24 protein-coding genes and 2 pseudogenes are annotated in these 24,665 nt (G+C 61.7%); 8 read left to right on the forward strand and 18 right to left on the reverse strand.

Annotated elements, in window-relative coordinates; genetic code table 11:
- Nucleotides 1-13: 13 nt before the first annotated feature.
- The 5 genes and pseudogenes from ACLI1O_RS10190 to ACLI1O_RS10210 all read right to left on the reverse strand — a co-directional run.
- Nucleotides 14-835, reverse strand: coding sequence for an ABC transporter ATP-binding protein (locus ACLI1O_RS10190; protein ID WP_239268428.1), 822 nt, complete (start codon nt 833-835; stop codon nt 14-16).
- 2 nt (nt 836-837) lie between these two features.
- Nucleotides 838-1,821 (reverse strand): FecCD family ABC transporter permease, encoded by a 984-nt coding sequence (locus ACLI1O_RS10195; protein WP_239268430.1) that lies wholly within the window; start codon nt 1,819-1,821, stop codon nt 838-840.
- The gene (locus ACLI1O_RS10200; protein ID WP_370658456.1) at nt 1,811-2,773 is read right to left on the reverse strand and encodes a FecCD family ABC transporter permease; all 963 of its coding nucleotides are present in this window, start codon (nt 2,771-2,773) and stop codon (nt 1,811-1,813) included. Before ACLI1O_RS10200 ends, ACLI1O_RS10195 begins: the two co-directional genes overlap by 11 nt.
- Nucleotides 2,773-3,645 carry an ABC transporter substrate-binding protein gene (locus tag ACLI1O_RS10205; RefSeq protein ID WP_411706838.1) on the reverse strand — a complete coding sequence of 291 codons (873 nt, stop codon included), beginning with the start codon at nt 3,643-3,645 and terminating at the stop codon, nt 2,773-2,775. Before ACLI1O_RS10205 ends, ACLI1O_RS10200 begins: the two co-directional genes overlap by 1 nt.
- A 95-nt stretch (nt 3,646-3,740) precedes the next feature.
- Nucleotides 3,741-4,241, reverse strand: a pseudogene (locus ACLI1O_RS10210) (IS3 family transposase); the annotation flags it as partial.
- Between the two features lie 90 nt (nt 4,242-4,331).
- Between ACLI1O_RS10210 and ACLI1O_RS10215 the strand changes: the two are divergent.
- The 6 genes from ACLI1O_RS10215 to ACLI1O_RS10240 all read left to right on the forward strand — a co-directional run bounded on the left by ACLI1O_RS10215 (nt 4,332) and on the right by ACLI1O_RS10240 (nt 11,053).
- Complete coding sequence (locus ACLI1O_RS10215; protein WP_034657790.1) at nt 4,332-5,042, forward strand: ASCH domain-containing protein; 711 nt, start codon at nt 4,332-4,334, stop codon at nt 5,040-5,042.
- Between the two features lie 433 nt (nt 5,043-5,475).
- Nucleotides 5,476-7,188 carry a carbon starvation protein A gene (locus ACLI1O_RS10220; protein WP_005284818.1) on the forward strand — a complete coding sequence of 571 codons (1,713 nt, stop codon included), beginning with the start codon at nt 5,476-5,478 and terminating at the stop codon, nt 7,186-7,188.
- Nucleotides 7,172-7,429: a cory-CC-star protein gene (locus tag ACLI1O_RS10225; protein WP_239268433.1), complete on the forward strand. Its 258-nt coding sequence runs from the start codon at nt 7,172-7,174 to the stop codon at nt 7,427-7,429. Before ACLI1O_RS10220 ends, ACLI1O_RS10225 begins: the two co-directional genes overlap by 17 nt.
- The gene (locus ACLI1O_RS10230) at nt 7,420-8,361 is read left to right on the forward strand and encodes an ArsA family ATPase (RefSeq protein ID WP_411706839.1); all 942 of its coding nucleotides are present in this window, start codon (nt 7,420-7,422) and stop codon (nt 8,359-8,361) included. The genes ACLI1O_RS10225 and ACLI1O_RS10230 overlap by 10 nt, the downstream gene beginning before the upstream one ends.
- A 57-nt stretch (nt 8,362-8,418) precedes the next feature.
- Nucleotides 8,419-9,738 carry an aminopeptidase C gene (locus ACLI1O_RS10235; protein ID WP_284849518.1) on the forward strand — a complete coding sequence of 440 codons (1,320 nt, stop codon included), beginning with the start codon at nt 8,419-8,421 and terminating at the stop codon, nt 9,736-9,738.
- 13 nt (nt 9,739-9,751) lie between these two features.
- Nucleotides 9,752-11,053 (forward strand): aminopeptidase C, encoded by a 1,302-nt coding sequence (locus ACLI1O_RS10240; RefSeq protein ID WP_239268438.1) that lies wholly within the window; start codon nt 9,752-9,754, stop codon nt 11,051-11,053.
- Between the two features lie 163 nt (nt 11,054-11,216).
- On the opposite strand, the gene ACLI1O_RS10245 is transcribed toward ACLI1O_RS10240, so the two are convergent.
- From ACLI1O_RS10245 to dacB, 13 genes and pseudogenes are all read right to left on the reverse strand, one after another.
- Nucleotides 11,217-11,828, reverse strand: coding sequence for a GNAT family N-acetyltransferase (locus ACLI1O_RS10245; RefSeq protein WP_239268440.1), 612 nt, complete (start codon nt 11,826-11,828; stop codon nt 11,217-11,219).
- On the reverse strand, nt 11,828-12,769 hold the full coding sequence (locus ACLI1O_RS10250) for a pantoate--beta-alanine ligase (protein WP_239268443.1): 942 nt from the start codon (nt 12,767-12,769) through the stop codon (nt 11,828-11,830). Before ACLI1O_RS10250 ends, ACLI1O_RS10245 begins: the two co-directional genes overlap by 1 nt.
- Nucleotides 12,766-13,440, reverse strand: coding sequence for a hypothetical protein (locus ACLI1O_RS10255; RefSeq protein WP_239268446.1), 675 nt, complete (start codon nt 13,438-13,440; stop codon nt 12,766-12,768). The genes ACLI1O_RS10250 and ACLI1O_RS10255 overlap by 4 nt, the downstream gene beginning before the upstream one ends.
- A complete protein-coding gene (locus ACLI1O_RS10260; RefSeq protein ID WP_239268448.1) occupies nt 13,441-14,517 on the reverse strand; it encodes a DUF6779 domain-containing protein in 1,077 nt (358 codons plus the stop codon).
- 5 nt (nt 14,518-14,522) lie between these two features.
- Complete coding sequence (locus tag ACLI1O_RS10265; protein ID WP_023023950.1) at nt 14,523-14,996, reverse strand: DUF3180 domain-containing protein; 474 nt, start codon at nt 14,994-14,996, stop codon at nt 14,523-14,525.
- On the reverse strand, nt 14,993-15,478 hold the full coding sequence (gene folK, locus ACLI1O_RS10270) for a 2-amino-4-hydroxy-6-hydroxymethyldihydropteridine diphosphokinase (RefSeq protein ID WP_023023952.1): 486 nt from the start codon (nt 15,476-15,478) through the stop codon (nt 14,993-14,995). Before folK ends, ACLI1O_RS10265 begins: the two co-directional genes overlap by 4 nt.
- An 83-nt stretch (nt 15,479-15,561) precedes the next feature.
- Nucleotides 15,562-15,936, reverse strand: a pseudogene (gene folB, locus ACLI1O_RS10275) (dihydroneopterin aldolase); the annotation flags it as partial.
- Between the two features lie 2 nt (nt 15,937-15,938).
- Entirely contained in the window at nt 15,939-16,898 is a 960-nt protein-coding gene (gene folP, locus ACLI1O_RS10280; RefSeq protein WP_370657780.1) for a dihydropteroate synthase, read from the reverse strand.
- 41 nt (nt 16,899-16,939) lie between these two features.
- On the reverse strand, nt 16,940-17,548 hold the full coding sequence (gene folE / locus ACLI1O_RS10285; RefSeq protein WP_237801155.1) for a GTP cyclohydrolase I FolE: 609 nt from the start codon (nt 17,546-17,548) through the stop codon (nt 16,940-16,942).
- 11 nt (nt 17,549-17,559) lie between these two features.
- Nucleotides 17,560-19,956, reverse strand: a complete 2,397-nt coding sequence (gene ftsH, locus ACLI1O_RS10290) for an ATP-dependent zinc metalloprotease FtsH (RefSeq protein WP_239275353.1) — start codon at nt 19,954-19,956, stop codon at nt 17,560-17,562.
- Nucleotides 19,957-19,968: 12 nt separating this feature from the next.
- On the reverse strand, nt 19,969-20,556 hold the full coding sequence (hpt, locus tag ACLI1O_RS10295) for a hypoxanthine phosphoribosyltransferase (protein ID WP_005279498.1): 588 nt from the start codon (nt 20,554-20,556) through the stop codon (nt 19,969-19,971).
- Between the two features lie 12 nt (nt 20,557-20,568).
- The gene (locus ACLI1O_RS10300) at nt 20,569-21,651 is read right to left on the reverse strand and encodes an ATP-binding protein (protein ID WP_411706840.1); all 1,083 of its coding nucleotides are present in this window, start codon (nt 21,649-21,651) and stop codon (nt 20,569-20,571) included.
- On the reverse strand, nt 21,652-22,938 hold the full coding sequence (gene dacB / locus ACLI1O_RS10305; RefSeq protein ID WP_239268456.1) for a D-alanyl-D-alanine carboxypeptidase/D-alanyl-D-alanine-endopeptidase: 1,287 nt from the start codon (nt 22,936-22,938) through the stop codon (nt 21,652-21,654).
- An 82-nt stretch (nt 22,939-23,020) separates the two neighbouring features.
- Here dacB and ACLI1O_RS10310 point away from each other — a divergent pair, with 82 nt between their 5' ends.
- The gene (locus ACLI1O_RS10310) at nt 23,021-23,494 is read left to right on the forward strand and encodes an inorganic diphosphatase (protein ID WP_035108560.1); all 474 of its coding nucleotides are present in this window, start codon (nt 23,021-23,023) and stop codon (nt 23,492-23,494) included.
- 296 nt (nt 23,495-23,790) lie between these two features.
- Nucleotides 23,791-24,621, forward strand: a complete 831-nt coding sequence (locus ACLI1O_RS10315) for a hypothetical protein (RefSeq protein ID WP_411706841.1) — start codon at nt 23,791-23,793, stop codon at nt 24,619-24,621.
- The last annotated feature ends 44 nt before the right edge of the window (nt 24,622-24,665 follow it).

A 24,665-nucleotide genomic window follows, 5' to 3' on the forward strand; every position in this document is an offset into this window, starting at 1 on the left:
ACTACGTGTTCCTTTAAAGAGTTTTATCTTCTTCCTTCTGGGGTCCAAAAAGTTCAGGAGCGTGAACGGAAATGGGTATGGGGAAGCGTCGACCGGTAGATGGATCAGTCATCTCTAGGCACTCAACATGGAAGGTTTCGCGTACGAGTTCAGCGGTCATAACTTCCTCGGTGGGCCCTTCGGCCACAATGCGCCCCTCACGCATAGCTACGATTCGATCGGCGTAACGCGCGGCATGGACCATATCGTGGACCACCATGACCACCGTAGTCTCGGCACGGTTAAGATCTCGGATGAGGTCCAAGATGGACAATTGGTGCGCGGGGTCGAGGTAAGTAGTTGGCTCATCAAGCAAGGTAATTGGTGTTTCTTGCGCCAACGTCATAGCGAGGAAAACGCGCTGGCGCTGGCCGCCCGAAAGGTCTGCGGCGGGGGTATCAAGCAGCTCGCTCACCCCAGCACGTCTGGCTGCACGCTCAACCGCTTCATGATCTCCGGCCCGCATCGTTGCTAGCGCCCCCGTATAGGGATAGCGGCCGTAGCCGATGACATCGCGCACTACTACACCTTCCGGGGCCACGGGGTGTTGTGGCAGGAAAGAAACTTCCCGGGCAAAAGCGCGCGAGGAATACTCGCTGATATCTTTTCCTAAGAGGTAGGCTGCACCTGAGCTGGGTGTAAGTTGGCGGCCCAAGGTCTTGAGAAGCGTCGACTTACCGCAGCCATTTGGCCCGATAAGGGCAGTTACTTGACCGCTGGCTAAGTGGAGATTTACATTCTTAACCACATCTGGACCACCGTAGCCCACGGTTAATGCGCTACACGTCAGTGTCATGTCTAGCCTCCGTTTCGCACTCGGGTGAGCCGAGTCAATAAGAAAATGAAGTAAGGTGCGCCAATCAACGCGATGAGCGCACCGACGGGAATTTCCGTGGGCGCAAAGGCCCACCGGCCTACCGAATCGCATGCGGTGACAAGGACCGCGCCGCCGAGCGCCGCCACGGGTATTTGCCGGCGCAGATTCGTACCGACCACCAAACGGGCAGCATGTGGGACGATAAGCCCGGCGAACCCCAAGACCCCAGCCGCAGCAACCCCTGCGGCGCCGAGGATGACGGCCAAGGCGATGGCTACGAGGCGCCACGTCCTAGTCCTAACACCGATACCGGCCATGGTGGAATCATCCAGCGCCAGCATATCCAGGTGTTTTGCCACCACCATCGCAACGGTTAGGGCGAAAAGGATAAAGGGGGCGACAATAGTGGCATCGCCAAGCGAGCGGGCGTAAAGCGAACCTTTCAGCCATGTCATGGCCGCGCCCGCTTCTGGGGCGGCGCGCACCAGCAACAGTTCGGTGATTGCGCCCAGCCCAAACGATACCGCTACCCCGGTAAGCGGCAGGCGTACCGGATCACTCGCCCCACGTCCAGCGAGGAGGAGAACCAGCGCAGTTCCCGCCAACGCGCCGATAAAGACAATAAAAGTCAACAGATGGGCCGGCAGGGCACCTGCTCCCATGAGTACCGCAACGGCCGCGAGTCCACCGCCGGAGGTAATACCCACCGTATCTGGTGCAGCCAAGGGGTTGCGCAGCGCAGATTGCAATAGGCAGCCGGACACGGCCATGGCAACGCCTGCGCATATACCCACCAAGATCCGCGGGGCGCGGTACTTCCAGATGAGCGGCTCTCCGGTAACGAAGGCGGTGATCACCTCGCCCGGCGGTTTCATCACCGCACCGACGCCCATGCCGATGATTGCGCTCAACGCCAACGCCAGGATGAGTACTACTAGCACCCCAACAAATCTCTTATGCCGCATGCTTCCTCCTCCCCAGCGCATGGACGGACCACAACACTAATGGCATGCCAGCCAAAGAAGTCACGATGCCCACTGGGGTCTCGGCCGGCGCCCAGATTGCCTGGCCAATCAAATCAGCTACTAGGAGCACCGCCCCTCCAACAATTCCAGCCACGCACAGCCCCGTGCGGTGATGCGGACCACATACGCGCCACGCAACTGCTGCGGCCATTAACCCCAAGAACCCAATCGGCCCAGTCGCGGCCACCGCCGGAGCAATGAGCACTACCGCCGCCACAATGGCAGCCAACCGAATTCGCTCCGGCTTCGCGCCTACAGCACCGGCCACGGCATCACCAGCTACGAGTAAGTCCAATCTTTTCGCGCTGACTAAGGTCAAGGGCACCACGACCAGCACGGAAACCAGCGCGGGGGTAATATCAACCAGGCGCACTCCGGCAAGCCGCCCAGAAAGCCATGACATCACCGTAGCCAGTTGAGCCTCATCGATCACTAGGAAAATGGAGGTCAAAGCGCTACACAGCGTGGAAACGGCAACGCCAACGAGCACCATGCGCTGGATCTCACCGCTCTTACCGACGCCCACAGTCACCCCCACAGCAATCCCTGCGCCCAACAGTGCGCCGGGCAGCTGATCGACGCTCGAGGTTTCGCTTCCTATAAACATTGCGGTTGCGACTGCACCGAGTGCCGCACCGGAGTTCACACCAGTAATGGACGGATCGGCAAGCGGGTTCGCGGTGGCCGTGCGCAGCAATAGCCCACCCACACCTAACGCGATACCAACCACCGTGGTAGCAAGGAGGCGGTCAAAAGCCACGCTATGTAGCTCTTCTTCCAGCCACGGGGCATCAACTGGCACCTGAACATGGCGAAGCTGCCACCACCACACGAACACGACGGCAGCGGTGGCAAGGACCAAGCAGGAACCGGTTTTAGTTCGTAGTGCCACTACTTTTCAGCTGTAATAATGTCATCGAGCATGTGCTCAGCAGAAAGCGGCCCGCGGGCGCGTGACCAGATATCTTGGTCTACTTCTACGATGTCACCGCTCCCTTTAGCATAGGGCGTCTTCTTAAACGCATCGACGTCCTTGTACATAAAGACCCGGTCAGCCTTCATACCGGGGAGCTTATCGCCAGTCAGTTCCGCTACATCGGTCTTGGATTCGATGGATGACTTCTCACCTTCAAAGGCGTAGTCATAGCCCACCTCACTCAGCAGGGACTGGGGGAAGGAAGGATCGACCCAGGTATAGAGCAGCTCGCTGGACCAACCGGCCACAACAGCACGGCTGCCTGCCTTTACCGTGTCCTTAGTCTGAGCGATCTTGTCCTCGATGCGCTGACGGACCTCTTTGGCCTTTTCCTCTTTGCCAAGCTTGGCCGCGATCTCATCCATCGAATCCAGCACGTCCGAGTAAGTCTCATCTGAGTAGGATTCGGTATCCGCAATCTCTTCTAGCTGTGGCATGATATTGGCCTGGCGGGTAGGGCTAGCCAGGATCAGATCTGGCTCCAAGGATTGGATAACCTCTAGGTTCGGTTGTTTGGCTTGACCCACTGAGGTGGCCTGCTCCAGCTGGCCCTTTAAGGTGGTCGGCGCTTCCGATTTACCGATTTCCACGATTCCCACTGGGTCCACATCGAGAGCCTTGAGGATTTCCTCGTAGCGCCAATCGAGCGCCACAACTCGCTCGATCTTCTTATCTCCGTTCTCTTCCGTAGAAGAAGAATCAGAAGAACACGCCACAAGGCCTACCCCTAGAGCTAAGGCGAATACGAGCGCGAGAACTACACGCCCTTTTGTAAACGATTTTAGCATAGCCTTACTTTATATTAATAAGAGTTTACTGTCTAGTGTCAGATGCGAGTGGGGTTGCCCGCAAATCGTGGGCACGTAGTCAAGCTACCTAGTGGTTAGGCAGCTATTTCTTCTTCGTTTCTGGTTTGGGTGATATGGTTCTCGAAATCGATAGGGCTGACCATCCCGAGGGCGGAGTGCCGACGTCGACGGTTGTAGACCACTTCAATCCAGCAAGCCACAGCCTGACGCGCAGCATCGCGGGTGGCCCAGCGCTTCCGGTCGTAGAACTCGGTCTTAAGCGTCGACCAGAACGACTCAGCCATCGCATTATCGAAACACACCCCGGTACGCCCCACGGATTGAGCAACGCCCAGATTGCGGCACGCCTCCCAGAGTTGTTCGCTGGTAAATTGTGTTCCCCGGTCGGCGTGAAACACCAGCCCGTCAGGAACATCACCGCGCAATGTATACGCCATCCGCAGGGCCCGTTCGGCCAAACTTGTGTCTTGCACGCTATCCATAGCCCAGCCCAGTAACCTGCGGGAATGGCCGTCGCGGACCGCGCACAAGTACAACCATCCTTCACCGGTGCGCAGGTAGGTAATATCCGACATTGAAGTGTCCCAGGTTTTGTTCCGTTTGAGTAGATGGGAAAATCTGGGACACTTCAGATCGAAGCTGCTAGTAGTTACTACCATTAGAGCGTGATTACTAACGAACTTCGGGAATTAACAGCCAAAGCAGCCGCCCATGCGCAGCGCTTCCAAGACGGAGGAGACCACACCGTAGCCGCAGCTCTCCTGACCAAATCAGGAAAACACGTTCTCGGTTTAAACGCACACCATTTCCTTGGTGGCCCCTGTGGCGAAGTCTCTGCTTTAGCAAACCATGCCGCTAGTTATCCAGGGGATCCCATCCAAGCAGTAGTCGCCATATATGGACCTACCGGACAAGTAATTTCACCCTGTGGTAAATGCCGCCAGGTACTTTTTGATGTCGATCCATCTATCCAGTGTATTGTGCGCGGAAGCAACGGCCTCGTTGCGCCCACTGTGGAAGAACTTCTTCCATTCGCGTTTAACTTGCAAGACTTGGAAAAAGAGCAGCGCATCTACATGTGGGAAGGCTACGAGGATTCCATTCGGAGCGGAGAAAAGCGTCAAACAATCCGAGTAGATGATCCCTTCAATGAAGGAAAAGCCCAAATAGTCTTTGAGAAGGAAACCGGGGAAGTCGTCAGCTTACCCGCACAGGTCACAGCCGTTGTATCTACCCAGCGCGGGCTGCTGTCGGAAAAGCAAGCTAAAAATGACGGGTTCAATTCTCTATCCGAGCTTCACGAAGCTCTAGATACTCACTACCCCGGATTAGCGGATACAGACGAAGTTGACGTTGTAGAATTCGAGCTCCAGTAGACTAGCCAGACCGAAAATCGAATCATTCGCTACCTCGCCAAAAAGCCGCTGTTCGGAAATTTTTGAGATATTTCGTCAAGATTTACAAGTGCCGCCACCAAAGGGGTCCCAACTGCAGGAAGCGAGATAACGACTCCTCCATAAGTCCAGTCGATTGAGCCTTCGCCGTTAACCACGGTACTTCGGCACTACTGGCTACATGCCGCGCCAGCAGGGTCCTTTAATCCCGCCCGCTACCCGCGATTTGGCCCAGATATGTCCGCCAAGCCACGCCGAGCGCGCAAAGGAACGCATAAGCCCCTCCACCGCGTCCACATAGTGGGACACCACCCCCTTAATCCACCCGCACTGCAAGAATTTGTGTGAACCGTGACATACTGTTCAGACCTGTGATACACAACACCCCACCTTCGACGCGCAAGGAGACACAGCCATGAACTCTCTCATCCTTGTCATCATCGGCGTGGCGATGATGCTGGCCGGCTACCTGCTCTATTCCAAATTCCTGGGCAAGAGCATCTTCCGGCTATCAGAGAACTACACCACCCCGGCGCACCGCCTCAAAGACGGCGTGGATTACGTTCCCACCAATAAATACGTGCTGTGGGGCCACCACTTCACCTCCGTGGCGGGTGCGGCACCGATTATCGGCCCGGCAGTGGCCGTCATTTGGGGTTGGCTCCCGGCATTCCTGTGGGTCACGTTCGGCACCGTCTTTATCGCCGGCATGCACGACCTGGGCGCGCTATGGGCCTCGCAAAGGCACAAGGGTCAGTCGATTGGTACGTTGTCGGGGCGCTACATCGGCAAGCGCGGGCGCAACCTCTTCCTCATTGTGATCTTCTTGCTGCTGCTCATGGTCAATGCTGCCTTCGCCGTGGTGATTTCGAACCTGCTTATCTCCACGCCTTCGGCGGTCATTCCCACGTGGGGCGCCATCGCCGTCGCGCTGCTGATTGGGCAGGCCATCTACCGCCTGAACTGGAACCTGCCGCTGGTCTCCCTCGTGGGCGTGGTGGCGCTGTACTCGCTGATGGTCCTGGGTGACCGCTTCCCGGTCGTGCTGCCAGAGACGGTCCTGGGTATTCCCGCCAACGGCGTGTGGATCATCCTGCTATTTATCTACGCCTTCATCGCTTCGCTGCTGCCGGTGTGGGTACTGCTCCAGCCGCGCGATTACATCAATGGCCTGCAGCTTTTCGTCGGTCTTATCATCTTGTACGGCTCCTTCCTTATCACCCGTCCGGAGCTTGCCGCCCCTGCCGTGCGCGAGAACGTTCCTGACGGAACCCCGGGCATTTTCCCGCTGCTCTTTGTCACCATCGCCTGCGGCGCCATCTCTGGTTTCCACGGCATCGTGGCCTCGGGTACCTCGTCGAAGCAGATTGATAAGGAAACCGACGTTCGCTTCGTGGGTTACTTCGGCGCGGTGGGCGAGGGTCTGCTGGCGCTCGGCACCATCATCGCCACCACCGCCGGCTTTAAGACCCTGGCGAATTGGGAGGAAATCTACGCCGAGTGGAACGCCGGCGGCGTCAACGCCTTCGTGCAGGGAGGCGGCGCGCTGATGAATGAGGGCTTGGGCATTCCCACCTCATTGTCTGCCACCATCCTGGCGACCATGGCCGTACTCTTCGCCGCCACCACCATGGACTCCGGCGTGCGCCTGCAGCGCATCGTGGTCCAGGAAATCGGCGAAATCATGGGCATCCGCATTACGGCGCTGGTCTCTACCATCATCGCGGTGGGCCTGGCCTTCGGCCTGACCTTCTCCGCCGGTGCGGATGGCTCCGGTGGCATGACCATCTGGCCACTATTTGGTACCACCAACCAGCTCATGGCCAGCCTGTCCTTGGCCATCGTCGTGGTTATCCTCACCCACCTGCGCCGGCCTACCCTGCCGGTTATCATCCCGCTCATCTTCGTCACCATCATGTCGCTGTGGGCAGCGCTGCTACAGCTGAAATCCCTGTTTGCGGATCAGAACTGGCTGCTCTTCGGCATGGACGTCGTCATCGTCATCGCCTCCATCTGGGTCATCGTGGAGTCGATCGGCGCCATCTCCAACGCGCGCAAGGAACCACCGCTGGAGTGGACCGATGACGATACCGACGCTCCCCTTCCCCAGCATGCTCGACAAGCTTAAGGCCTTCGGCGCGGGACTCAATGAGTACTACCAGGCCCCGTACCGCGCCGTCTTTGCCAAGGCCCAGCAGCAAGAAGATGACCTATTTATGATGCTGGTGGCCTCGGAGGCGCTCGGCATCCCCAACCCCGCCAGCTACTACACGCTGGAGCTATTGCCGCTGGTCTACGAAGATTTCCATGCCTGGCACACACGCATGGGCATGGATAAATCACCCCTGGAGAATATTCAATGCTGCTAGAAACCGCGCCCATCATGTTCTTTGGCGGCAAGGGCGGCGTGGGCAAGACCACCCTCGCCACCGCCACGGCCCTGTCCCTTTCCCAGGACCACAACGTGCTCTTGGTCTCCACGGATCCGGCACACAACCTGGGGCATATCTTTGATTCCACGCTTTCCGATGCCTCCTCTCACCTCACCCCATCCCTCTCCGCCATCGAGCTCGATCCTGCCCGGGCCACCGAGGAACACCTCACGACCGTGGGCGCCTCGATGCGCCGGTTCATGCCGGAGCACTTGCACGGCGAGGTAACAAAGCACCTAGATTTGGCCCGGCAATCCCCCGGCACGCAGGAGGCGGCGCTCTTGGAGCGCATGGCCACCTTGGTCGCTAACGCGGACGAGTATGACTACCTCATCTTCGATACCGCCCCGTCCGGTCACACCTCCCGGCTGATGGCCCTGCCGGAAATCATGGCGGCCTATACCGATGGGCTGCTTGCCCGGCGCGAGAAGTCCGATAAATTCGGCTCGCTGGTGCGCGGGATGTCCGCGGAGTCCGGTGCCGATAACGATCCGGTGGACCGGCGCAATCAGGAAATCCGAGCCACGCTCTTCCAGCGCCGCGAGCGCTTCGAGCACCTGCGCGCTGCGCTGACCTCTCAGCGCACCGTGTTCCATATCGTTCTCACCGCCGAGCGCCTGCCCGTCTTAGAATCCTCCGAGTTCCACGCGGATCTCACAGGCAATGGAGTGCGGGTGGGATCCATGCTGGTCAACCGCCGCACGCCCGCGGACCAAGGCGAGTTCCTAGCCGCCCGGCGCGCCGCAGAGGATGAAGCCTTAGCGCTCTTGCACGACAAGCTTCCAGGTACCCCGGTCCACGAGATCCCCTGGCTCCCAGAAGAGGTGGGAAACCCCGCGGCCGTGGCGCGACTAGCCGAGCACTTATAATGGCCCATTCGGCCCCAACGGCCTGGGGTGAGATCGCAGTCTGCTAAAACAGAGAATATGACTTTGCTCACCAATGACTTCCTGTCCCAATTGCGCGAGGAGGCCGCAGCGGACTCCCAGCTGCGCGTCGCGCGCAATGCCATTACCAGCGTAGGGGTGGCCAAGGCGGCCCTCGACCGTGACCGCATTACCGCCCTCTACCCCACCACCGAAGTAAAGCTCGACAGCCTCGGGGTTACCGACCAGATGCGCTCCGGGCGCTGCTGGATGTTTGCCGCGCTCAACGTATTCCGCCACCGCGCGGCCAAGGAGCTCAATATCGATGACTTTGAGTTTTCCTTTACCTACCTGCAGTACTTCGACAAACTAGAGCGCGCCAACTTCGTGCTCAACCAACTGCTGGATCTCACCGAAGACGGCACCGACTGGGATGACCGCGACGTGGCTACTTCCCTCGAGCTCACAGGCGACGACGGCGGCTGGTGGTCATTTTTCACCAACCTCGTGGACAAGTACGGTGCCGTACCGGCCGAGGTCATGCCTGAGGTGCACTCGTCCGGCCACACCGACCAGATGAACCGCGATATCGCCACCATCATCCGCCGCGCCGCGCACCGTGCGGTGGAAGGCGAGGGGGATCGCGGGGGCATTATCAAGCAAGCCCGCACCGATATCCAACGCGTGCTCGCCATTCACCTGGGCACCCCGCCCGAGGAATTCACGTGGAGCTACCGCACCAAGGACGATCAATTCTTCCGCGTGCACTCCACCCCGCGCGAGTTTGCGGATAAGTACCTGCCAAAGTTGGACGAGTACGTCGTGCTTGCCGATGATCCCCGTACCACCAACGATAAGCACCGCCTCTACACCAGCGCCGCCGTAAACAACGTCGCTGGCGGCGCGCCCGCCGGTTACCTCAACGTCGATGTGGACGAACTGCGCTCCGCCGCGCGCGCCAGCATCGAGGCCGGCGAGCCTGTGTGGTTTAGCTGCGATGTCGACCGCCAGTTCTCCTTCCAGAACGCCGTGTGGGACGAAGGCCTCGTCGATACCGATGGCCTCTACGGCATCGACTCCACCATGAGCAAGGAGGAGCGCTTTACCTCCGGCGAATCTGCACCCACCCACGCGATGGCGCTGACCGGCATCGATGGTGCACCCCGTGCATGGCGCGTGGAGAATTCCTGGGGCACCAAGGCGCCGCGCAAGGACGACGCCGATGAGGTACCCGGCAAGGGCTTTGCCACGATGTCGGATGAATGGTTCGGCGAAAACGTCTTCCACATCGTCGTGCGCAAGGAATTCCTCACTTCCGCGCAGCAACAAGCGCTAGAGACCGAGCCCATCGAGCTTCCCTTCTGGGACCGGATGAACTAAGGAGCATCGAGAAATGAATGAGATCAATCCACAGGAAGTTCACACCACCAACGCCACGCTTAGCAGCGAGCCGGCCATCAAGGCGGCGCGGAATGCGGTGGCGCAGGAGGGTATCGATAAGCTGAGCGTCGACCGCGATCTCGTGCGCGAGCTCACCACGGCGACCAGCCACAAGCTCGATAAGTGGGGCGCGGCCAACCAGAAGGCTTCTGGCCGCTGCTGGATTTTTGCGGGCCTGAATTCCCTGCGCGGTGGCATCATGGACCGCACCAATACCAAGGATTTCGAGCTTTCGCAGACCTACCTGTACTTCTACGACAAGCTGGAAAAAGCCAATTGGTTCCTCACTGCGGTAGACGAGCTCAAGGACCGCGAAATTACGGACCGCACCTTGACCAAGCTCATGGATGACCCCATTGGCGATGGCGGCCAGTGGTCCATGTTCGTCTCGCTGGTGGAAAAGTACGGCGTGGTGCCCAAGTACGCCATGCCGGAGACCGCGTCCTCCGAGGCCAGCGCCATGCTCAACCGCAACCTGCAGACCGTCCTGCGCCGCGCCGCCCACCAGATCCGCGTGGGCAAGTCTGGGGCGCAGGAGCAGGCGCTTGCCGATGTCTACCGCATCCTCACCGCCAACCTCGGCCTCCCGCCCACAGATTTCCAGTGGCAGTACCGCGATAAGGACGATAACTTCCACCGCGAGGGCACTTTTACCCCGCAGGACTTCGCCCGCGAGTACCTCCCGAAGGATCTGGGCGAGTACGTCTGCGTGGTCAATGACCCGCGCAATAACTACGGCGAGCTCTACACCGTGGACTACTTGGGCAACGTCGTCGGTGAAAAGGTCACCTACCTCAACGCCCCAGTCGAGGTATTGCGCGATGCCACCCGCTCTGCCATCGAGGATGGCCAGCCCGTCTGGTTCGGCTGCGATACCGGCCAGCAATCCGATGCCGATAGCGGCGTCTGGGCCAAGCGCCTGCACGATTATGAGGGGCTGTATGGGGTGGAAATGGGCATCGAGAAGCCGGACCGCCTCCGCCTCCACGAGTCCCTGATGACGCACGCGATGGTCTTTACCGGCGCGGATATCGCCGAGGGCGGCGACGTCACCCGCTGGCGCGTGGAGAATTCCTGGGGCACCGAGAAGGGCGACAAGGGCTTTTGGACCATGGCCGATGACTGGTTTGACGAGTACGTCTTCGAAATCGCCGTCCACCCGTCCCGCCTGCCTGAGCAGTACCAGGAGGCGCTCAAATCCTCCGATATCACCACCCTGCCAGCGTGGGATCCGATGGGCGCGCTGGCGAACTAACGCGGCGCGGGTGGCGCGGGCGGCGCGGGGAGGACCCGCGCCGCGAGAGTTCGTGCCGCGAAGTCTGTAGCGTTCGCCGATGTGGCTGCGTTGCGTGGCGTGACGCTCCGTTCGTTTGCGTAGCGTGAAGCTGCGCTCGTTTGCGTGGCGTGACGCGGTAGCCTCACGCCACGTGGCGCACGTACAGCATGCAGGTAAGGTCGCGGTCCTTATCGATGGAGATTTGCTTCTCCCCCACCCGCTCAAAACCGCGGGAATCGTAGAACTGATAGGTGCAGCCATCGTCGGTGTAGAGGTAAATATCCTTGCCGGGGTGGCGCTCCTCAAAGGCCTCAATGAGCGCGGTGCCCACACCCTTCACACCCGAGTTCGGGTCAGCGACGAGAAAGCCGATTTCACCGTCCACGGTATTTTCGGCTAGGTAGCTGACCAACATGTCCTCGTTCGCGGCATCATAGTCACCGCGGTGCCCGCCAGGGCGCAGGCTATTGAAGAGATCCACGGCCTTGACATAAGCCTTGCGCCACCACGGATACGGCAGCGCTGGTTCGCCTTTAATCGATGCCAGAATCACGCCGAGGAAACGCCCATCATCGGCATAGGCGGCCAAAATATCGGTGGCCTGGGCCCGCTCTAAATCCCAAAAGTAACGGCCGTAGGCGCGCTCGAAGCGCGGGTTCTTCACAAACCAGTGCAGGTGCATGCCTTCGATGGCAAACTCAATCGCCTTGGGCTCATCGCGCGGGTCGAGGTCGCGGATGTGGATTTCGGTCATTAGTCCTCCGGGGATTGGTCTTGTTCGCGCTGCTTTTCGCGCTCGAGCTCGGCCTTAGCCTCGTGCTCTTCAATATTAGTGAACCCAATCCCCAACGGCAGGCCAACGTTGTCAATTAATCTAACTCCGCCAATGGTGGCCGCAACGAGCAGGCGGGCATCGCCCTCGGCGGGTGGCTCGCCCAGATCGCGGCCGCGCACCTCTAAGTATTCCGGTTCAACGCCGGCGGCTTCTAGGACACCTGCGGCAACCTCGCGAACCTTGTCTGCCCCCGCCTCTGCGGCATGTGCCCCGGCGGTAAGCGCGGCGGACAGGGCGGCTACGTCCTCCCTCTTATCTTCGGGCACGCGGGTATTGCGCAGGCTCATCACCACGCCATCGGGCATGCGCACGGCGGGTACGCCCTGCACGCGAACCCCGAGGTGCAGGTCCTGCACCGCATGGTGAATGGCCAAGAGGAGCTCGTAGTCTTTTTCCCCGATGAGGACATCGGTGGGCGACAGTGCCATCATCAGCGTGAGGTAGAGGGTGAGCTCGCCTGATAGATCGGGCTCTAAGCCTTCAGGTGCAGATTCAGCATCAGGCGTCTGCTCGGCAGCGGCGGAGTTCGCGGCGTCGCGTTCGACGGCGACGCCGCGAGCCGAGATAGTAATCCGGCGACCATTGGGCCAGAGTTTGTCGGGCGTGTAATCCCAGATGACGTCCACGCCCTCGGCGCGCAGGAGATCTACATCCTCGGCACGAGGTTCCTGGAGGGCCACGACGGTCACCGCGCCGCGGATACGACGGGCCGCACGCACCAGCGCGATATGCCCGGCATGCACGCCGATGGTCAGCGGCACGAAGGCCACGGGGCGACCGGTCTTGCGCAGCGCGCTTCCCACCATGCGGATGCGGTCGACCTCGCTGATGACGGTGGCTTGTCCCATCTTCAAGCTCATCGGGATTCCTCCTGCAAGGCCCACATTTCCAATTCGGTGCGATCTTCTACTTCACCCAAGCGCCGAGCGGTTTCTAAGTAGTGGCGGCGCATTCCGGGATCCGTGGCGCCGCGGTAGGCCGCAATGATGTCCTCTGTATCGATGTCGAATTCAGACGGTGGGATCTCATCGAACTCGGCAAAGAAATTGGCTTCTACGGCCGCTGCTAGGTGCAAGCGGCTGAGCATTTCTATGTAGTAGGAGCGGGCGGCGAAGGCGGGACGCTCAGCATCGGAAAGCGGCACTGCCTGCCCCCGGAATTCGCTCACTACGAAGTCAGCGATATTTTCGCCCAACTCATCCAGCGTGGATACTGCCCAGCGCCCGCCCGCCATGGGGGCGACGGCCGCCACGATACAACCGTGGGTCTCCAGCGGGTCAAGGCCTTGCACGCCTCGGGACAGGCACGTGTGGAAAGCGATGAGCCCCTTGTGCACGTGGTCCTGGACCAGCTCGACGGCAGCGTCCAGCCGTGCCTCACCCACTGCCAGAATCAGCGCCTGGAAGGAGCCAAGTTCGGCCGGATCATTGAGCATCTCCACGGTGTGGCCGGCGCGCTCCATGGCAGTGGCCAGGGAAATCCCGGCGAGGCTGCGCCCGAAAAGGGCAACGCGCATGCGCGGTGGACGCATTTATTTATCCTTCTTCATCTGTGCCAACAGCTCCGAGACGGACACGGAACCATCGCGCTGTTCATCGCTGCGGCGGCGACCGCGGGTCTGCTGCTGGCGGCGCGAGGCCGATTGCTTCTGCTCGGCGGCCACGTGGTGGCCCGAACCCTTGTACTCCTCGCGCGCATCCTTGCCGGTGGTCTGCTGCGGGATGTTCTGGGTCACCGCATCGGAAGCCGGCTCGGATGCGGTATCAGCCTCTGGCTTGCGGTGGCTACCTCGTGCGCCAGAGTGAGCTGCGTTGCCAGAGCCCGACTGCCGAGAGCCTTGGCGCTTGATATTGGAGTCCCCACCCGAATCCCAGCGCACGGCCTGGAAGCTGCCGGTATCGAAGGAAACGTCCTTCGGCTCCTTCGCCCCCGCGGCCTCGCTGGACGTGGCGGGCTTGGGGGCATCGGCAAGCGGCTCGGCGGTCCGGCCGGTGCTGCGCTGCGCGCGGGTGTTTTCACTGATGATCTCATTGAGCGGGTTAGAGTCCGCGTGCGCACCGGAGGGCTGATTGCCCAGGCGGCCGGCGATGGCATCGGCCGACGGCGCGCCGGAAGAGGCCTGCTCAAAGTCGATGTCTTCCTCCCGGCGGTGGGACGCCGCGGCGGTCTGGGCCTCCAGCTCCATGATGCGGCGCGCCTCAGCGTGCAGGGCGGCGGGCTCGTAGGTGAACTCGTGGCCGGACAAATCCTCGATCTGCTTCCGGATAGAGGCCAGCTCGGTGCGGATCTCATCGAGGATCTGCTGATCCGGCAGCTCCTTGCCTTCGGCTGCGCGGGCCTGCTTGAGCTCCGCGCGGTGGGCGCGCTCCTGTAGCTCCAGCTTGGTCACGGATTCCTCGGCCTGGCGGCGGTAGCGCATTACCAAGAAAAAGCCCACCACCGCGGCCCACAGGGCGGCAATCAGCGCAATCTTGAGCGCCGCTGCCGAGCCGGAAATGAGCATGACGATGCTGGCGATGACGGCCAAGATGACAAGGGCGATAATCCCAATTTGTCCCAAATCCGGCGAGGACGACGAGTTTTTGGAAGAAGAGCGCGGCTGAGTCATGCTCCCTAATGTACCGCTTGAAGCCCGTCCGGTGGCGGCGGGGTCTCACAGTGTCGCTCCAATCGCAGGCCAGCCGCAGACATGGCGATGCCGCCAATCGCGGATGCGAGCACTCCCACCAGATCATCGGAAGCCGCGACAAGGGTGCCCGCATTCGGGATGACATACACCGCCACCCCTGCATAGAGCCCGCCGACGATCGCACCCGTCCACGCCGAAGCCTTGCCCACCAGCATGAACTGCGCGATGGTCATCGGATTAAGCTGCGAATTATCTAGCCCGATGCCGTGATCCTCATCGGTGGCCTTATCCACTTTCCAGGTAAGCCCCAAGCACACCACCACCATGAGCCATAGCGTGGCAGATACCGTGACCGGGATGGACATCATGGAGCCATAAAAGCGCGTGGTGAGGATGGCCGCCGCGGCTGCCATGAATATCCCAACACCGATAAGCGCACCGAGCGAGGTTCGTTTCATAACTCCTCCATCAGGCCCAAGCGGTGGATATTGACGGTTTCCTGCGGGTCCAACGCGGCAACCAGCGCGGAGACATCCTGTCCCTTCAACTTAGCAGCCGGCTCGGCGGCCAACCAGGGTATAAGCACGAATGCGCGCTCGTGGGCATAGGGATGCGGGACGATAAGTTCCGCATCGGAGGAGCTATAGCCCTCGATATCGACGATGTCCACGTCCAGGGTGCGCGGGCCCCAGTGGCGCACGCGCACGCGCTCAGCCGCCTCTTCCAGCTTCTGGCCGCGCCGTAAGAGCTCCAGCGGGCTCTCCTCGACGTCCACGATGAGCACCGCATTCAAGAATTCATCCTGGTCCGTTACTCCCCACGGCGGGGTGGCATAGACGGGCGAGGCCGCCACGATGTCCTCGCGGAACTCGGTAAATACCGTGCGCAAAAGCTCCACGCGGTCATCCATATTGGAGCCGATGGATAGTACCGCGCGCATTACTGACTCCCGGGGTTCGTGCCGGGGCGCTGCGCGTCGGCTCCCTGCGGAGTTCCCACCTGCGGAGCGGGCCGTGGGGCTCCGGTGCGCGCGTGCTTGCGGGAGCGGCGGGCGACGACGGCGACATCGGCAAAAGTGCGCGGGATCGGCGCCTTGGGCTTGTGCACGGTCACTTCCACCGCGTGCAGGTCGGCGAAGGATTCCATGATGGTATCGGCCACCTCGCTGGCGACGGTCTCAATGAGGTCGCGGGAGGGGCCTTCGACGATGCTGGCGGTGACATCGGCAAGCTCTGCGTAATTGATGGTCTTGGTCAGATCATCGTGAGCTGCGGCCTCGGCAAACTCGGACCAGCAGGTGATATCGACGATGAAGGGCTGGCCGGTGCGCTTTTCCTCATCAAAGACGCCGTGGTAGCCAAAGCACTCTAGGCCGGTTAATTCGATGCGATCTGCCATGGTTAATTCCTTTCCGTACCCATCGCGGTAGAGGTCACTGTGCCCGTGCCGGTGGCGGCATTGCGGTAGCTGCCGGTGGCATTGGCGCCGCCTACATAGGACTCGCCGGCGTTCCACGCGGCGGCCACGTCGACGGCATCGCGGGATACGCCCACCTCGTGCACGCGCACGCCCCACGCGCCCATCTGGGCGGAAATGGCGGTCACGGCGGCGGTGGCGGGATCGGCAAGCAGCGGGCTGGCCTCTACCCCGCGGTCCGCCCGAATGGCGGCGAGGAAGCGCTTGCGCGAGGCACCCACCAAGATGGGAAATTCCCCGTCCAGAAACTCGGGCAGGGCCTGCAGCAGCGCCCAGTTATCCTGCGGGCTCTTGGCAAAGCCGAGGCCCGGATCCAGCACTATATTCTCCCTTTTCACGCCCGCATCCAGGGCGTTATTGCTCAGGCGCTCGAGGGTCTCGTGCACGTCGCGCACTACATCGCCGCCGTGATCCGCCGTGCCCGCCGCGGATCCGAACGCGCCTTCCTGCAGCGTCCGCCAGTGCATGAGGCAGACGGGCACGCCGGCATCGGCCATGGCGGCATACATTTCGGGGTCTGCGAGGCCGCCGGAGACATCGTTAATCATGTCCACCCCGGCCGCGGCCGCCGCGGCGGCAACCGAGGCGCGCATCGTGTCCACCGAGGTGCGAATGCCCTGCTCGTGCAGTGCTTGGATGACCGGGACCACGCGGTCGGCTTCTTCTTGTGCTTCCACGCGCACCGCGCCCGGGCGGGTGGATTCGCCGCCCACATCGATCATGTCCGCACCCTGTTCCACCAGCTCGCGGGCATGATTGGTGGCGGCGTCAAAGTCGAGCCACCGCCCGCCATCGGAAAAGGAATCCTTTGTAACATTCACGATGCCCATGACGAGCGTGCGCTTCGCGATGGTCAACTCTGCAACTGAGGAAGCCGGGTGCACTGCGTTCTCCTTTTCGCTCGACAAACTCGACTGCGTACGCGCTACGTACGAATAAAACTGAGCACTTCTGCGCGCGAGGCGGCGTTATTTTTAAACCCGCCGCGTACCGCGGAAGTCGTTGTGGTTGCGCCCGGCTTACGGATACCGCGCATGGCCATGCACAAGTGCTCGCACTCGATGACCACGATGACGGATTGGGCTTCGAGGACATTAACGAGCGCATCGGCAATCTGCTGGGTCAGGCGCTCTTGGACCTGCGGGCGCTTGGCATACAAATCCGCCAGGCGGGCCAGCTTGCTCAGCCCGGTGACGTGCCCGTCCTTGCCGGGAATATAGCCAATATGCGCCACGCCATAAAACGGCACGAGGTGGTGCTCGCAGGTGGAGTAGATGGGAATATCGCGCACCAAGACCAGTTCCTGGTGATCCTCAGCAAAGGTCTTATGCAGCACCTCCGTCGGATCCTCGTGCAGGCCGGCGAAGACCTCACGGTAGGCGCGAGCCACACGTGCCGGGGTTTCGCGCAGGCCTTCGCGGTCAGGATCCTCACCAACGGCAAGGAGCAGCTCGCGGACGGCCGCCTCCGCCCGCTCGTGGTCATACGGCGCGCGGGCGGGCACCTGCTGGGGATCAGTGTGATTTTCAGACATGCACGTACTTCTTACTCTTCGTCATCGCGCGGCTTTTCCGCATCGCGCGCGTAGGGATTATCGCGGCGGGAAGACTCATTCCACCCTGGGGTAAACCATTGGCTGGTTTCTCCCTCTGGCTTGTGGTGCTTTCCCCTGCTTTCCGATGCCGAATCCGTTCGACCTTCCCCACCGTCGCTGCTGCCGTGGTCGCTCTGGTCGGCGCGGTCGCCGCGGTCGCTCTGGTCCGCGCGGTCGTTCTGGTCGTTTCGGCCGCTGCGTCCATCGCTGCGGCCGCTCTGGTCAGTTCGGTCTTCGCGGTGGCTGCTGCCACCGCCGTGCAGCTCGCGCACCGTTTCGGGGTTCACGTAGTCGCCGGCGTGCTGGCCGAAGTTAAAGCCAACCTCGCCCTTGATCTCTTCGCCGGCGAGGCGGCGCTCGCGGGCTGCCCGGGAGGCATCGAGAAGCGTCATGCGTTTAGGAAGTTCCTCGCCGCGCTCCTTGGCCAGCTCAACCGGGGTCTTGACCGGCGCGTAACCAATCTGGCGCGGGAAGCGATCGTCTTCGCCGGGGAAGACATCATAGGCATCGCGCGGCTCAATGCCGTCGAAGATGCTCTCCAGGTCCGGTCGGCGCAGGGTCTCCTTCTCCAGGAGGGCCTCGGCCAGCTTGTCCAGGAACTCGCGGTTGGTGCGCAGGATGTCGTAGGCCTGCTCGTGCGCGCGCTCGAGGAGGTAGCGCATCTGCTCATCGATCTTGGAGGCAAGGTCATCCGAGTAATCGATGGAGCCGCCACCCCCGCCCATCTGGCTGAACGGATCGCCCTGCTCCTGGCCGTACTTGACGGTGCCCAGGTCAGGAGAAAAGCCGTATTCCGTCAGCATCGCGCGGGCGATCTTGGTGGCGTTCTCGATATCGGAGGACGCACCCGTGGTGGGAGCGCCGAAGACCAATTCCTCGGCGGCGCGGCCACCCATGGCAAAGACCAAGCGGGAAAACAGCTCGTCGCGGGTGTACATGCCCTTGTCGTCTTCCTGCGAGGTCATGGCGTGGCCACCAGTGCGGCCGCGGGCCAGGATGGTGACCTTGTACACGCGCTCGATATCCTTGAGCGCCCACGCGGACAGGGTGTGGCCACCCTCGTGGTAGGCGGTGACCTTCTTCTCGTGCTCGGAGATGATCTTGCCTTGGCGCCGTGGACCGCCCACCACGCGGTCGGTGGCTTCTTCCAACGCGTCATAGGTAATGACGTTGCCGCCGATGCGGGCGGTGAGAAGCGCGGCCTCGTTAAGCACATTGGCAAGGTCCGCACCGGACATGCCGGCGGTGCGCTTGGCCAGCTGCGCCACATCGACCTCTTCCGCCAAAGGCTTGTCCTTGGCGTGGACGCGCAGGATCTGCTCACGGCCGGCCAGATCCGGGTTGGTGACCGGAATCTGGCGGTCGAAACGGCCCGGGCGCAGCAATGCGGGGTCCAAAATATCTGGGCGGTTGGTGGCCGCGATGAGGATAACGCCCTCGCGATCGCCAAAGCCGTCCATCTCCACCAGCAGCTGGTTCAGGGTCTGCTCGCGCTCATCGTGCCCGCCGCCGGTTCCGGATCCGCGCTGGCGCCCCACGGCGTCGATCTCGTCCACGAAGATGATGCACGGGCTGTGCTCTTTGGCCTGTTTGAACAGGTCACGCACGCGGGAGGCACCCACACCGACGAACATCTCCACGAAGTCCGAACCGGAGATGGAATAAAAAGGCACGCCGGCCTCGCCCGCAACGGCGCGGGCCAACAGGGTCTTACCGGTACCCGGAGGGCCATAAAGCAGCACGCCACGCGGAATCTTCGCGCCGAGCTCGTAATAACGGGAAGGATCATCAAGGAAGTCCTTGATTTCCTGCAGCTCATCCACGGCCTCATCGGCGCCGGCAACATCCTCGAAGGTATTGGTCGGCATATCCTTGGTCAGCTCCTTGGCCTTGGAGCTGCCGATGCCGAACATGCCGCCTGCACCCTGCTGCATGCGGGACATGAGCCAGAACAGCAGGGCGAAGAGGATGACCATCGGCAGCAGGAAGCTGAGCATGGAGCCCAAGAACGAATCCTGGGTGACGTTGGTCTGATACTTCTCCGCACCCGAATCCTTGACCGCATCAAAGACCTGCTCGGAGGCGCGCGCGGGGTACTGAGACACGATCTCTTGTACGCCCTCGCGCTCTTCTACCGTGATTTCGTCCTTGAGCTTGATGCGCAGGCGCTGCTCGCGGTCATCAATTTCTACCTCGTCAACGTTTTTATCCTGCAGCTGTTTCAGGGCCACGGAGGTATCCGTGTCCACATATCCGCGGGTCTCGTTGCTAAAAAACGTAAAGGCGTACAGCGCTACGAGGATCAGTGCCGCAATGCCGCCGTAGCGAAGGAGTTTATTGTTTTTCATTACTGCGCGATTTTAGTTGGTGGTATAGACATCAGGGTGAAGGGTGCCCACAAAGGGCAGGTCGCGGTAGCGTTCCGCGTAGTCAAGGCCATAGCCAATGACGAATTCATTGGGGATATCAAAGCCGACATCGAGCAGATCGATCTGCGCTTTTACCACTTCCGGCTTGCGCAACAAGGTCACCACGTTGAGCGACTTCGGGTTGCGCCCCCGCAGGTTGCGAATGAGCCAGGATAGCGTCAGGCCCGAGTCGATGATGTCTTCCACGATGACCACATCGCGCCCGGCGATATCACGGTCCAAGTCCTTCAAGATGCGCACCACCCCAGAAGAAGACGTGGAGGCGCCGTACGAGGAGACGGCCATAAACTCCAGCTCCGAGGGGATGGATAGCTTGCGCGCGAAGTCCGTCAGGAAAAAGGCCGCACCCTTTAATACGCAGACCAAAAGCAGGTCCTGCTCGGCGTCGGCATATTTCTCAGATACCGCATCCGCCAGCTGCTGGACGCGGTCTTTAATTTCCTCTTCCGTGATGAGGATTGCTTCTACATCGTCTCCGTAGCGGTTTGCGGGGACGGCGAAGTCTTTCTTGTCGTGCACGTGTGCGCTCCTTTAATGACCAGACAATAGTGCCAGTTTGCCACCTATACGTGCTACTTCCAACCTCTGCCCCGCCTGCCGCACCGAACTCACAGCCACCGGCCCTTGTCCGTGCCAGTTGGTACACAGCTTGCCGATGCCCCCAATCCCCTCCCTCGTCACCTTCACTCCCCGCTCGATGAGCCAGGCCGCAATAGCGCGCCGGCGTCGCGGCTCCGGCAGCGCGGCCAAATCCGCACAGTCCGCGGTGGCCGCCGTGGCGAGGTATTCTTCATCGCGCGCGGTATCCATCGCCGCCTGCGCCAGCGCCGGTACCGCATCACCGCCGATGACCCGCGATAGCTCCGGGATGATTTCGCGGCGCAGCGCTACCCGCCGAAAATCCGTATCCGCGTTCTGCGGGTCCTGCCACACCTCAAGCCCCAGCTCCGCACACGCGCCCTCCGTATCGGCACGGCGCACCTGCAGGAAAGGCCGCACCACCCGCGCGCCTTCCACCACTGCTCGCTCCGGCATGCCGGCCACGCGGCCGCGCAGGGCACCAAGGAGGAGCGTTTCCGCCTGGTCATCGGCCGTATGCGCCACGGCAATCTCCAGCGCCCTTTCTCCTCTGCGCGAAGCTCCGTCTTCGCGCGGGGCTTTCCCGCGCGCAGCTTCCTCCCCAGGCCCCGCGTCTCGTTCGCGCGGCTCAGCCCGGCGCGAGGCTGCGTTCTCGCGGCTCTCGCACCCCTCGCACACGGCCGCGGACATCGCTTGGTAGCGCGCTTGCCGAGCCGCCGCTTCCAGCGAATTCCCCGCTTCCTCCGATACCCGAACTGCGAGCACCCGCGCCCGCGCACCCAAGCTTTCTGCTTGCCGAGCGGCCCTTTCGGTCTGCTCACGCGAACCGTCTTGTAAGCCGTGGTCGACGCACAGCGCGATCACGTCATGACCCTCAGCTATCATCGCCGCGCACAGCGCCAGAGAATCGGCGCCGCCGGATAGCCCTACCGCCACGGTGTGATCCATCTTCGCCGCGCGGACCGCGCGCCGGCAGGCCAAAAAATGCGGCGAGACCCGCGGCCAAAATAGCGTTACTCCAGGCTGTGGGCTCATTTAAAACTCGTGCAGCGCCGCGGCGAGGTCATCTTGGGCAGCGCGCGCCGCCATAATCTCACCATCATTGACCAAGAAGGCAAAGGAATATACGCGCCCGGATTGGCCTTGCGCGGTGCCCGCCAGCGCGGAAACACCCGTCAAGGTGCCGGTCTTCGCGCGGACAAACCCCCGCGCCGCAGACTCCCCGTAGCGCTCGTGCAGCGTGCCGTCGCCACCTGCGACCGGCAAATACGCCGCCAAGGGGCGCAACTGCGGTTCCTCGACCGCGCCGTTGACAATCTCCGCCAACACCCTCGCTCTCAACCGGTTATCTACCGAAAGGCCCGAGTTGTCCTTGATATCCACGCCGCTGACGTCGAACCCGTGCTCGCGCAGCACATCCAGCGTGGCTTGGGTGTCGACCTGGAAGCTGGGCTGTTTGCCGCGGGCATCGGCAAGCTCGCGGGCAATGGCCTCCGCCATGACGTTATCGGAATGCCGCACCATCTCCAGCGCGCGCTCGCTCAGGGGCGCCGACTCGACGCTGGCCAGCTCCTCCGCACCGTCAGCCATCGTGCCCGCGGCGAATTTATCCGTGCCCAAGCGCTTGGCCAGCTCTCCCGCGACGTCGAGGGCCGGGGTGTGGCTGCGCGGGACATCGCCCTCCGTAGCGCCGATGCGACCACCGTACAGCATGGCCGGCTCCATGGGCGCGACGAAGCCCTCATCCACGTTCTCCGGATCCCAGCCCGGCGCCTGCGGCTCGCCCGCCCACGCGGAGGTATCGATGTACACGCCCGCCACCTGGGTGCCGGTCTTTTCAATCTGGTCCGCGAGGTCATCGAGCTGCTCGTTGGTCATCCAGACATCGCCAGCTGCCTTGATAACCACGTTGTTCGGATCCTTGCCGCGGTAGACCTTGGTAGTAATCCGCTTGGACTCATCCAGTGCCAGCGTTGCCGCGGCGGTGGTCAACACCTTCGTCGAGGAAGCCGGGGTCAGCGCCTTATCCGCATCGCGCTCCCAGACCACCGAGCCGGTCTCACTATCGATGACCTGCCCGCCAAAGGTGGCCAAATCCTCGTTCTTGCCCAGCTCATCGAGCTTCGCGCTGAGCGCCGCAAAATCCACGTCCTGCGCCTTAGCCGGCTGCAGGGGATTCTCCGGGGCCTGGACCGTTTCGGCCTCGCCATGCGAAAGATCGCCGTACTCGCGCTGGATGGTAACCCCCAGCGCAGCCGTGCCCCCGACCGCCGCCGTGACCACCAGCGCGGTTACTGACCACCAAACCTTCTTAGCTTTCATCGCCACCAACCCTAGCGCGGATGGGCGACGCGCTAGACTATTGACGGTAATTAACACCCAATCCCACATGGAGGACATCGCTGTGAGCGTTGAAGTAACCATTGAAATCCCAAAGGGCTCCCGCAATAAGTACGAGGTGGACCACGAGTCCGGCAAGGTCTACCTGGACCGCTACCTGTTCACCCCAATGGCCTACCCCGCCGACTACGGCTTCATCGACCACACGCTTGGCGAAGACGGCGACCCCCTCGACGCCCTCGTCATCCTCCCCGAGCCCGTTTTCCCCGGTGTCATCGTTGAAGCCCGCATCGTCGGCGTGTTCAAGATGACCGATGAGGCCGGCGGCGACGACAAGCTGCTTGCCGTCATCGATGACCCACGCTGGGAGCGCTACCAGGACATCGATGATGTGGAACAGCACATCAAGGACGAAATCGAGCACTTCTTCGTCCACTACAAGGACCTCGAGCCCAACAAGGAAGTTTCCGGCTCCGGCTGGGGAGACAAGGCCGAGGCCGAGAAGATTCTGGAAGAGGCCAAGGCTCGCCTGAAGTAGGCTGCGGGGGCTCTTAGGGCTCGGCCCGCGCGTTTGCGGGGCCGAGCTTGGCGTTTTAGGGCCATGAAGCCTGTTTTGGGGCCCAGCTGATGCGTTTTTGGCGGCCACCTGATGCGTTTTTGCAAATAGGCCATGGAAACCGTGAGGTTTGGGGCCACTATTTGTTAAAACGCATCAAACGAGCACCAACCAGGCACCAAAACCCACCAACCAGGCTCCAACCAAGCACCCAACCGTGCTGAATAAGCGCCCACACGCGCCACACAACCTTCGCTTCGGGGGATCGAGGGATACGAATGGAAATTTTTCGGGGGAAAAGTGCCGCTCAGCAAGCGGTACGCCACGGCGCCGTCCGGATCGCTAACGGCTTCTGCCTGTCAGAGGAGCCTACGCCGAACCAACTCGCGCGCATCATGAGCAAGGAGTGGCCGAATTGCGCGCTGGACGGCTACTCGGCCGCGCTCAAGCACGTCGAGAAGCCGCTGCGCTTTCCGCTGGAGTTCCTGCGCAGCTCATCGCTGCCGTCGAGTAAGTATTTCACCTCCCGCCGCGCCCGGCCGAAGGGCGCGTTGACCTGGGACGGCGTCACCGTGTGCAATCCACTGCAGGCGGTCGAGGCGATGCCGGAGGATGATGCGGTCGCCTTCCTCGAGGACTTCTACTCCGGCAAGGACGGGGTTAGCCGGCTGGAGCTGAATAAGCTGGACTACCAGCGGTTTCCGAGGCCGGTAAAGCGCGCCTTGGACAGGGCGATCATCGGCACGGATAGCGTGCCGGAGCGCCAGTTAACCCGCGCCCTCGCGCCGCATTTCGCGGTCCAGAACAATATAAAAATAGGCGCCTACCACTGGGATCTGGTGATTAGGGAGTATAAGATCGCCATCGAGGTCGATGGCTACGCCTACCACCGGGGAGAAAATCGCCGCCAGTTTGAGTTGGACCGGCACAAGCTTAACGATGCCGTCCATCGCGGCTGGAAGCCCCTCCACTTCACCGCGACGACGATTGACCACTACCCGGATTTCGTGGTGCAGCAGGTAATGGCTACGGCCAAGAATAAGCGGCCCTTTGCGCGGCCGCCGTGGCAATGGCACCGCTTGTGGCGGCATGAAGGCGTGCGGGGCTAGGGCCAAGGCCGGGCCCAGGCCCAGCCGAGCCAGAGTCTGGGCTA

The organism is Corynebacterium sp. LaCa78 (genome assembly GCF_046717505.1).
Classification (GTDB): domain Bacteria; phylum Actinomycetota; class Actinomycetes; order Mycobacteriales; family Mycobacteriaceae; genus Corynebacterium.

Coding starts and splice junctions, on each gene's coding strand:
- ACLI1O_RS10315 (WP_411706841.1), top strand. CDS start 23,791: ATGGAAATTTTTCGGGGGAAAAGTGCCGCTCAGCAAGCGGTACGCCAC.
- ACLI1O_RS10235 (WP_284849518.1), top strand. CDS start 8,419: ATGACTTTGCTCACCAATGACTTCCTGTCCCAATTGCGCGAGGAGGCC.
- ACLI1O_RS10230 (WP_411706839.1), top strand. CDS start 7,420: ATGCTGCTAGAAACCGCGCCCATCATGTTCTTTGGCGGCAAGGGCGGC.
- ACLI1O_RS10260 (WP_239268448.1), bottom strand. CDS start 14,517: ATGACTCAGCCGCGCTCTTCTTCCAAAAACTCGTCGTCCTCGCCGGAT.
- ftsH (WP_239275353.1), bottom strand. CDS start 19,956: ATGAAAAACAATAAACTCCTTCGCTACGGCGGCATTGCGGCACTGATC.
- dacB (WP_239268456.1), bottom strand. CDS start 22,938: ATGAAAGCTAAGAAGGTTTGGTGGTCAGTAACCGCGCTGGTGGTCACG.
- ACLI1O_RS10300 (WP_411706840.1), bottom strand. CDS start 21,651: ATGAGCCCACAGCCTGGAGTAACGCTATTTTGGCCGCGGGTCTCGCCG.
- ACLI1O_RS10240 (WP_239268438.1), top strand. CDS start 9,752: ATGAATGAGATCAATCCACAGGAAGTTCACACCACCAACGCCACGCTT.
- ACLI1O_RS10250 (WP_239268443.1), bottom strand. CDS start 12,769: ATGAGCTTGAAGATGGGACAAGCCACCGTCATCAGCGAGGTCGACCGC.
- ACLI1O_RS10205 (WP_411706838.1), bottom strand. CDS start 3,645: ATGCTAAAATCGTTTACAAAAGGGCGTGTAGTTCTCGCGCTCGTATTC.
- ACLI1O_RS10255 (WP_239268446.1), bottom strand. CDS start 13,440: ATGCGTCCACCGCGCATGCGCGTTGCCCTTTTCGGGCGCAGCCTCGCC.
- ACLI1O_RS10190 (WP_239268428.1), bottom strand. CDS start 835: ATGACACTGACGTGTAGCGCATTAACCGTGGGCTACGGTGGTCCAGAT.
- ACLI1O_RS10225 (WP_239268433.1), top strand. CDS start 7,172: ATGCTCGACAAGCTTAAGGCCTTCGGCGCGGGACTCAATGAGTACTAC.
- folE (WP_237801155.1), bottom strand. CDS start 17,548: ATGTCTGAAAATCACACTGATCCCCAGCAGGTGCCCGCCCGCGCGCCG.
- ACLI1O_RS10220 (WP_005284818.1), top strand. CDS start 5,476: ATGAACTCTCTCATCCTTGTCATCATCGGCGTGGCGATGATGCTGGCC.
- ACLI1O_RS10245 (WP_239268440.1), bottom strand. CDS start 11,828: ATGACCGAAATCCACATCCGCGACCTCGACCCGCGCGATGAGCCCAAG.
- ACLI1O_RS10265 (WP_023023950.1), bottom strand. CDS start 14,996: ATGAAACGAACCTCGCTCGGTGCGCTTATCGGTGTTGGGATATTCATG.
- folK (WP_023023952.1), bottom strand. CDS start 15,478: ATGCGCGCGGTACTATCCATCGGCTCCAATATGGATGACCGCGTGGAG.
- ACLI1O_RS10195 (WP_239268430.1), bottom strand. CDS start 1,821: ATGCGGCATAAGAGATTTGTTGGGGTGCTAGTAGTACTCATCCTGGCG.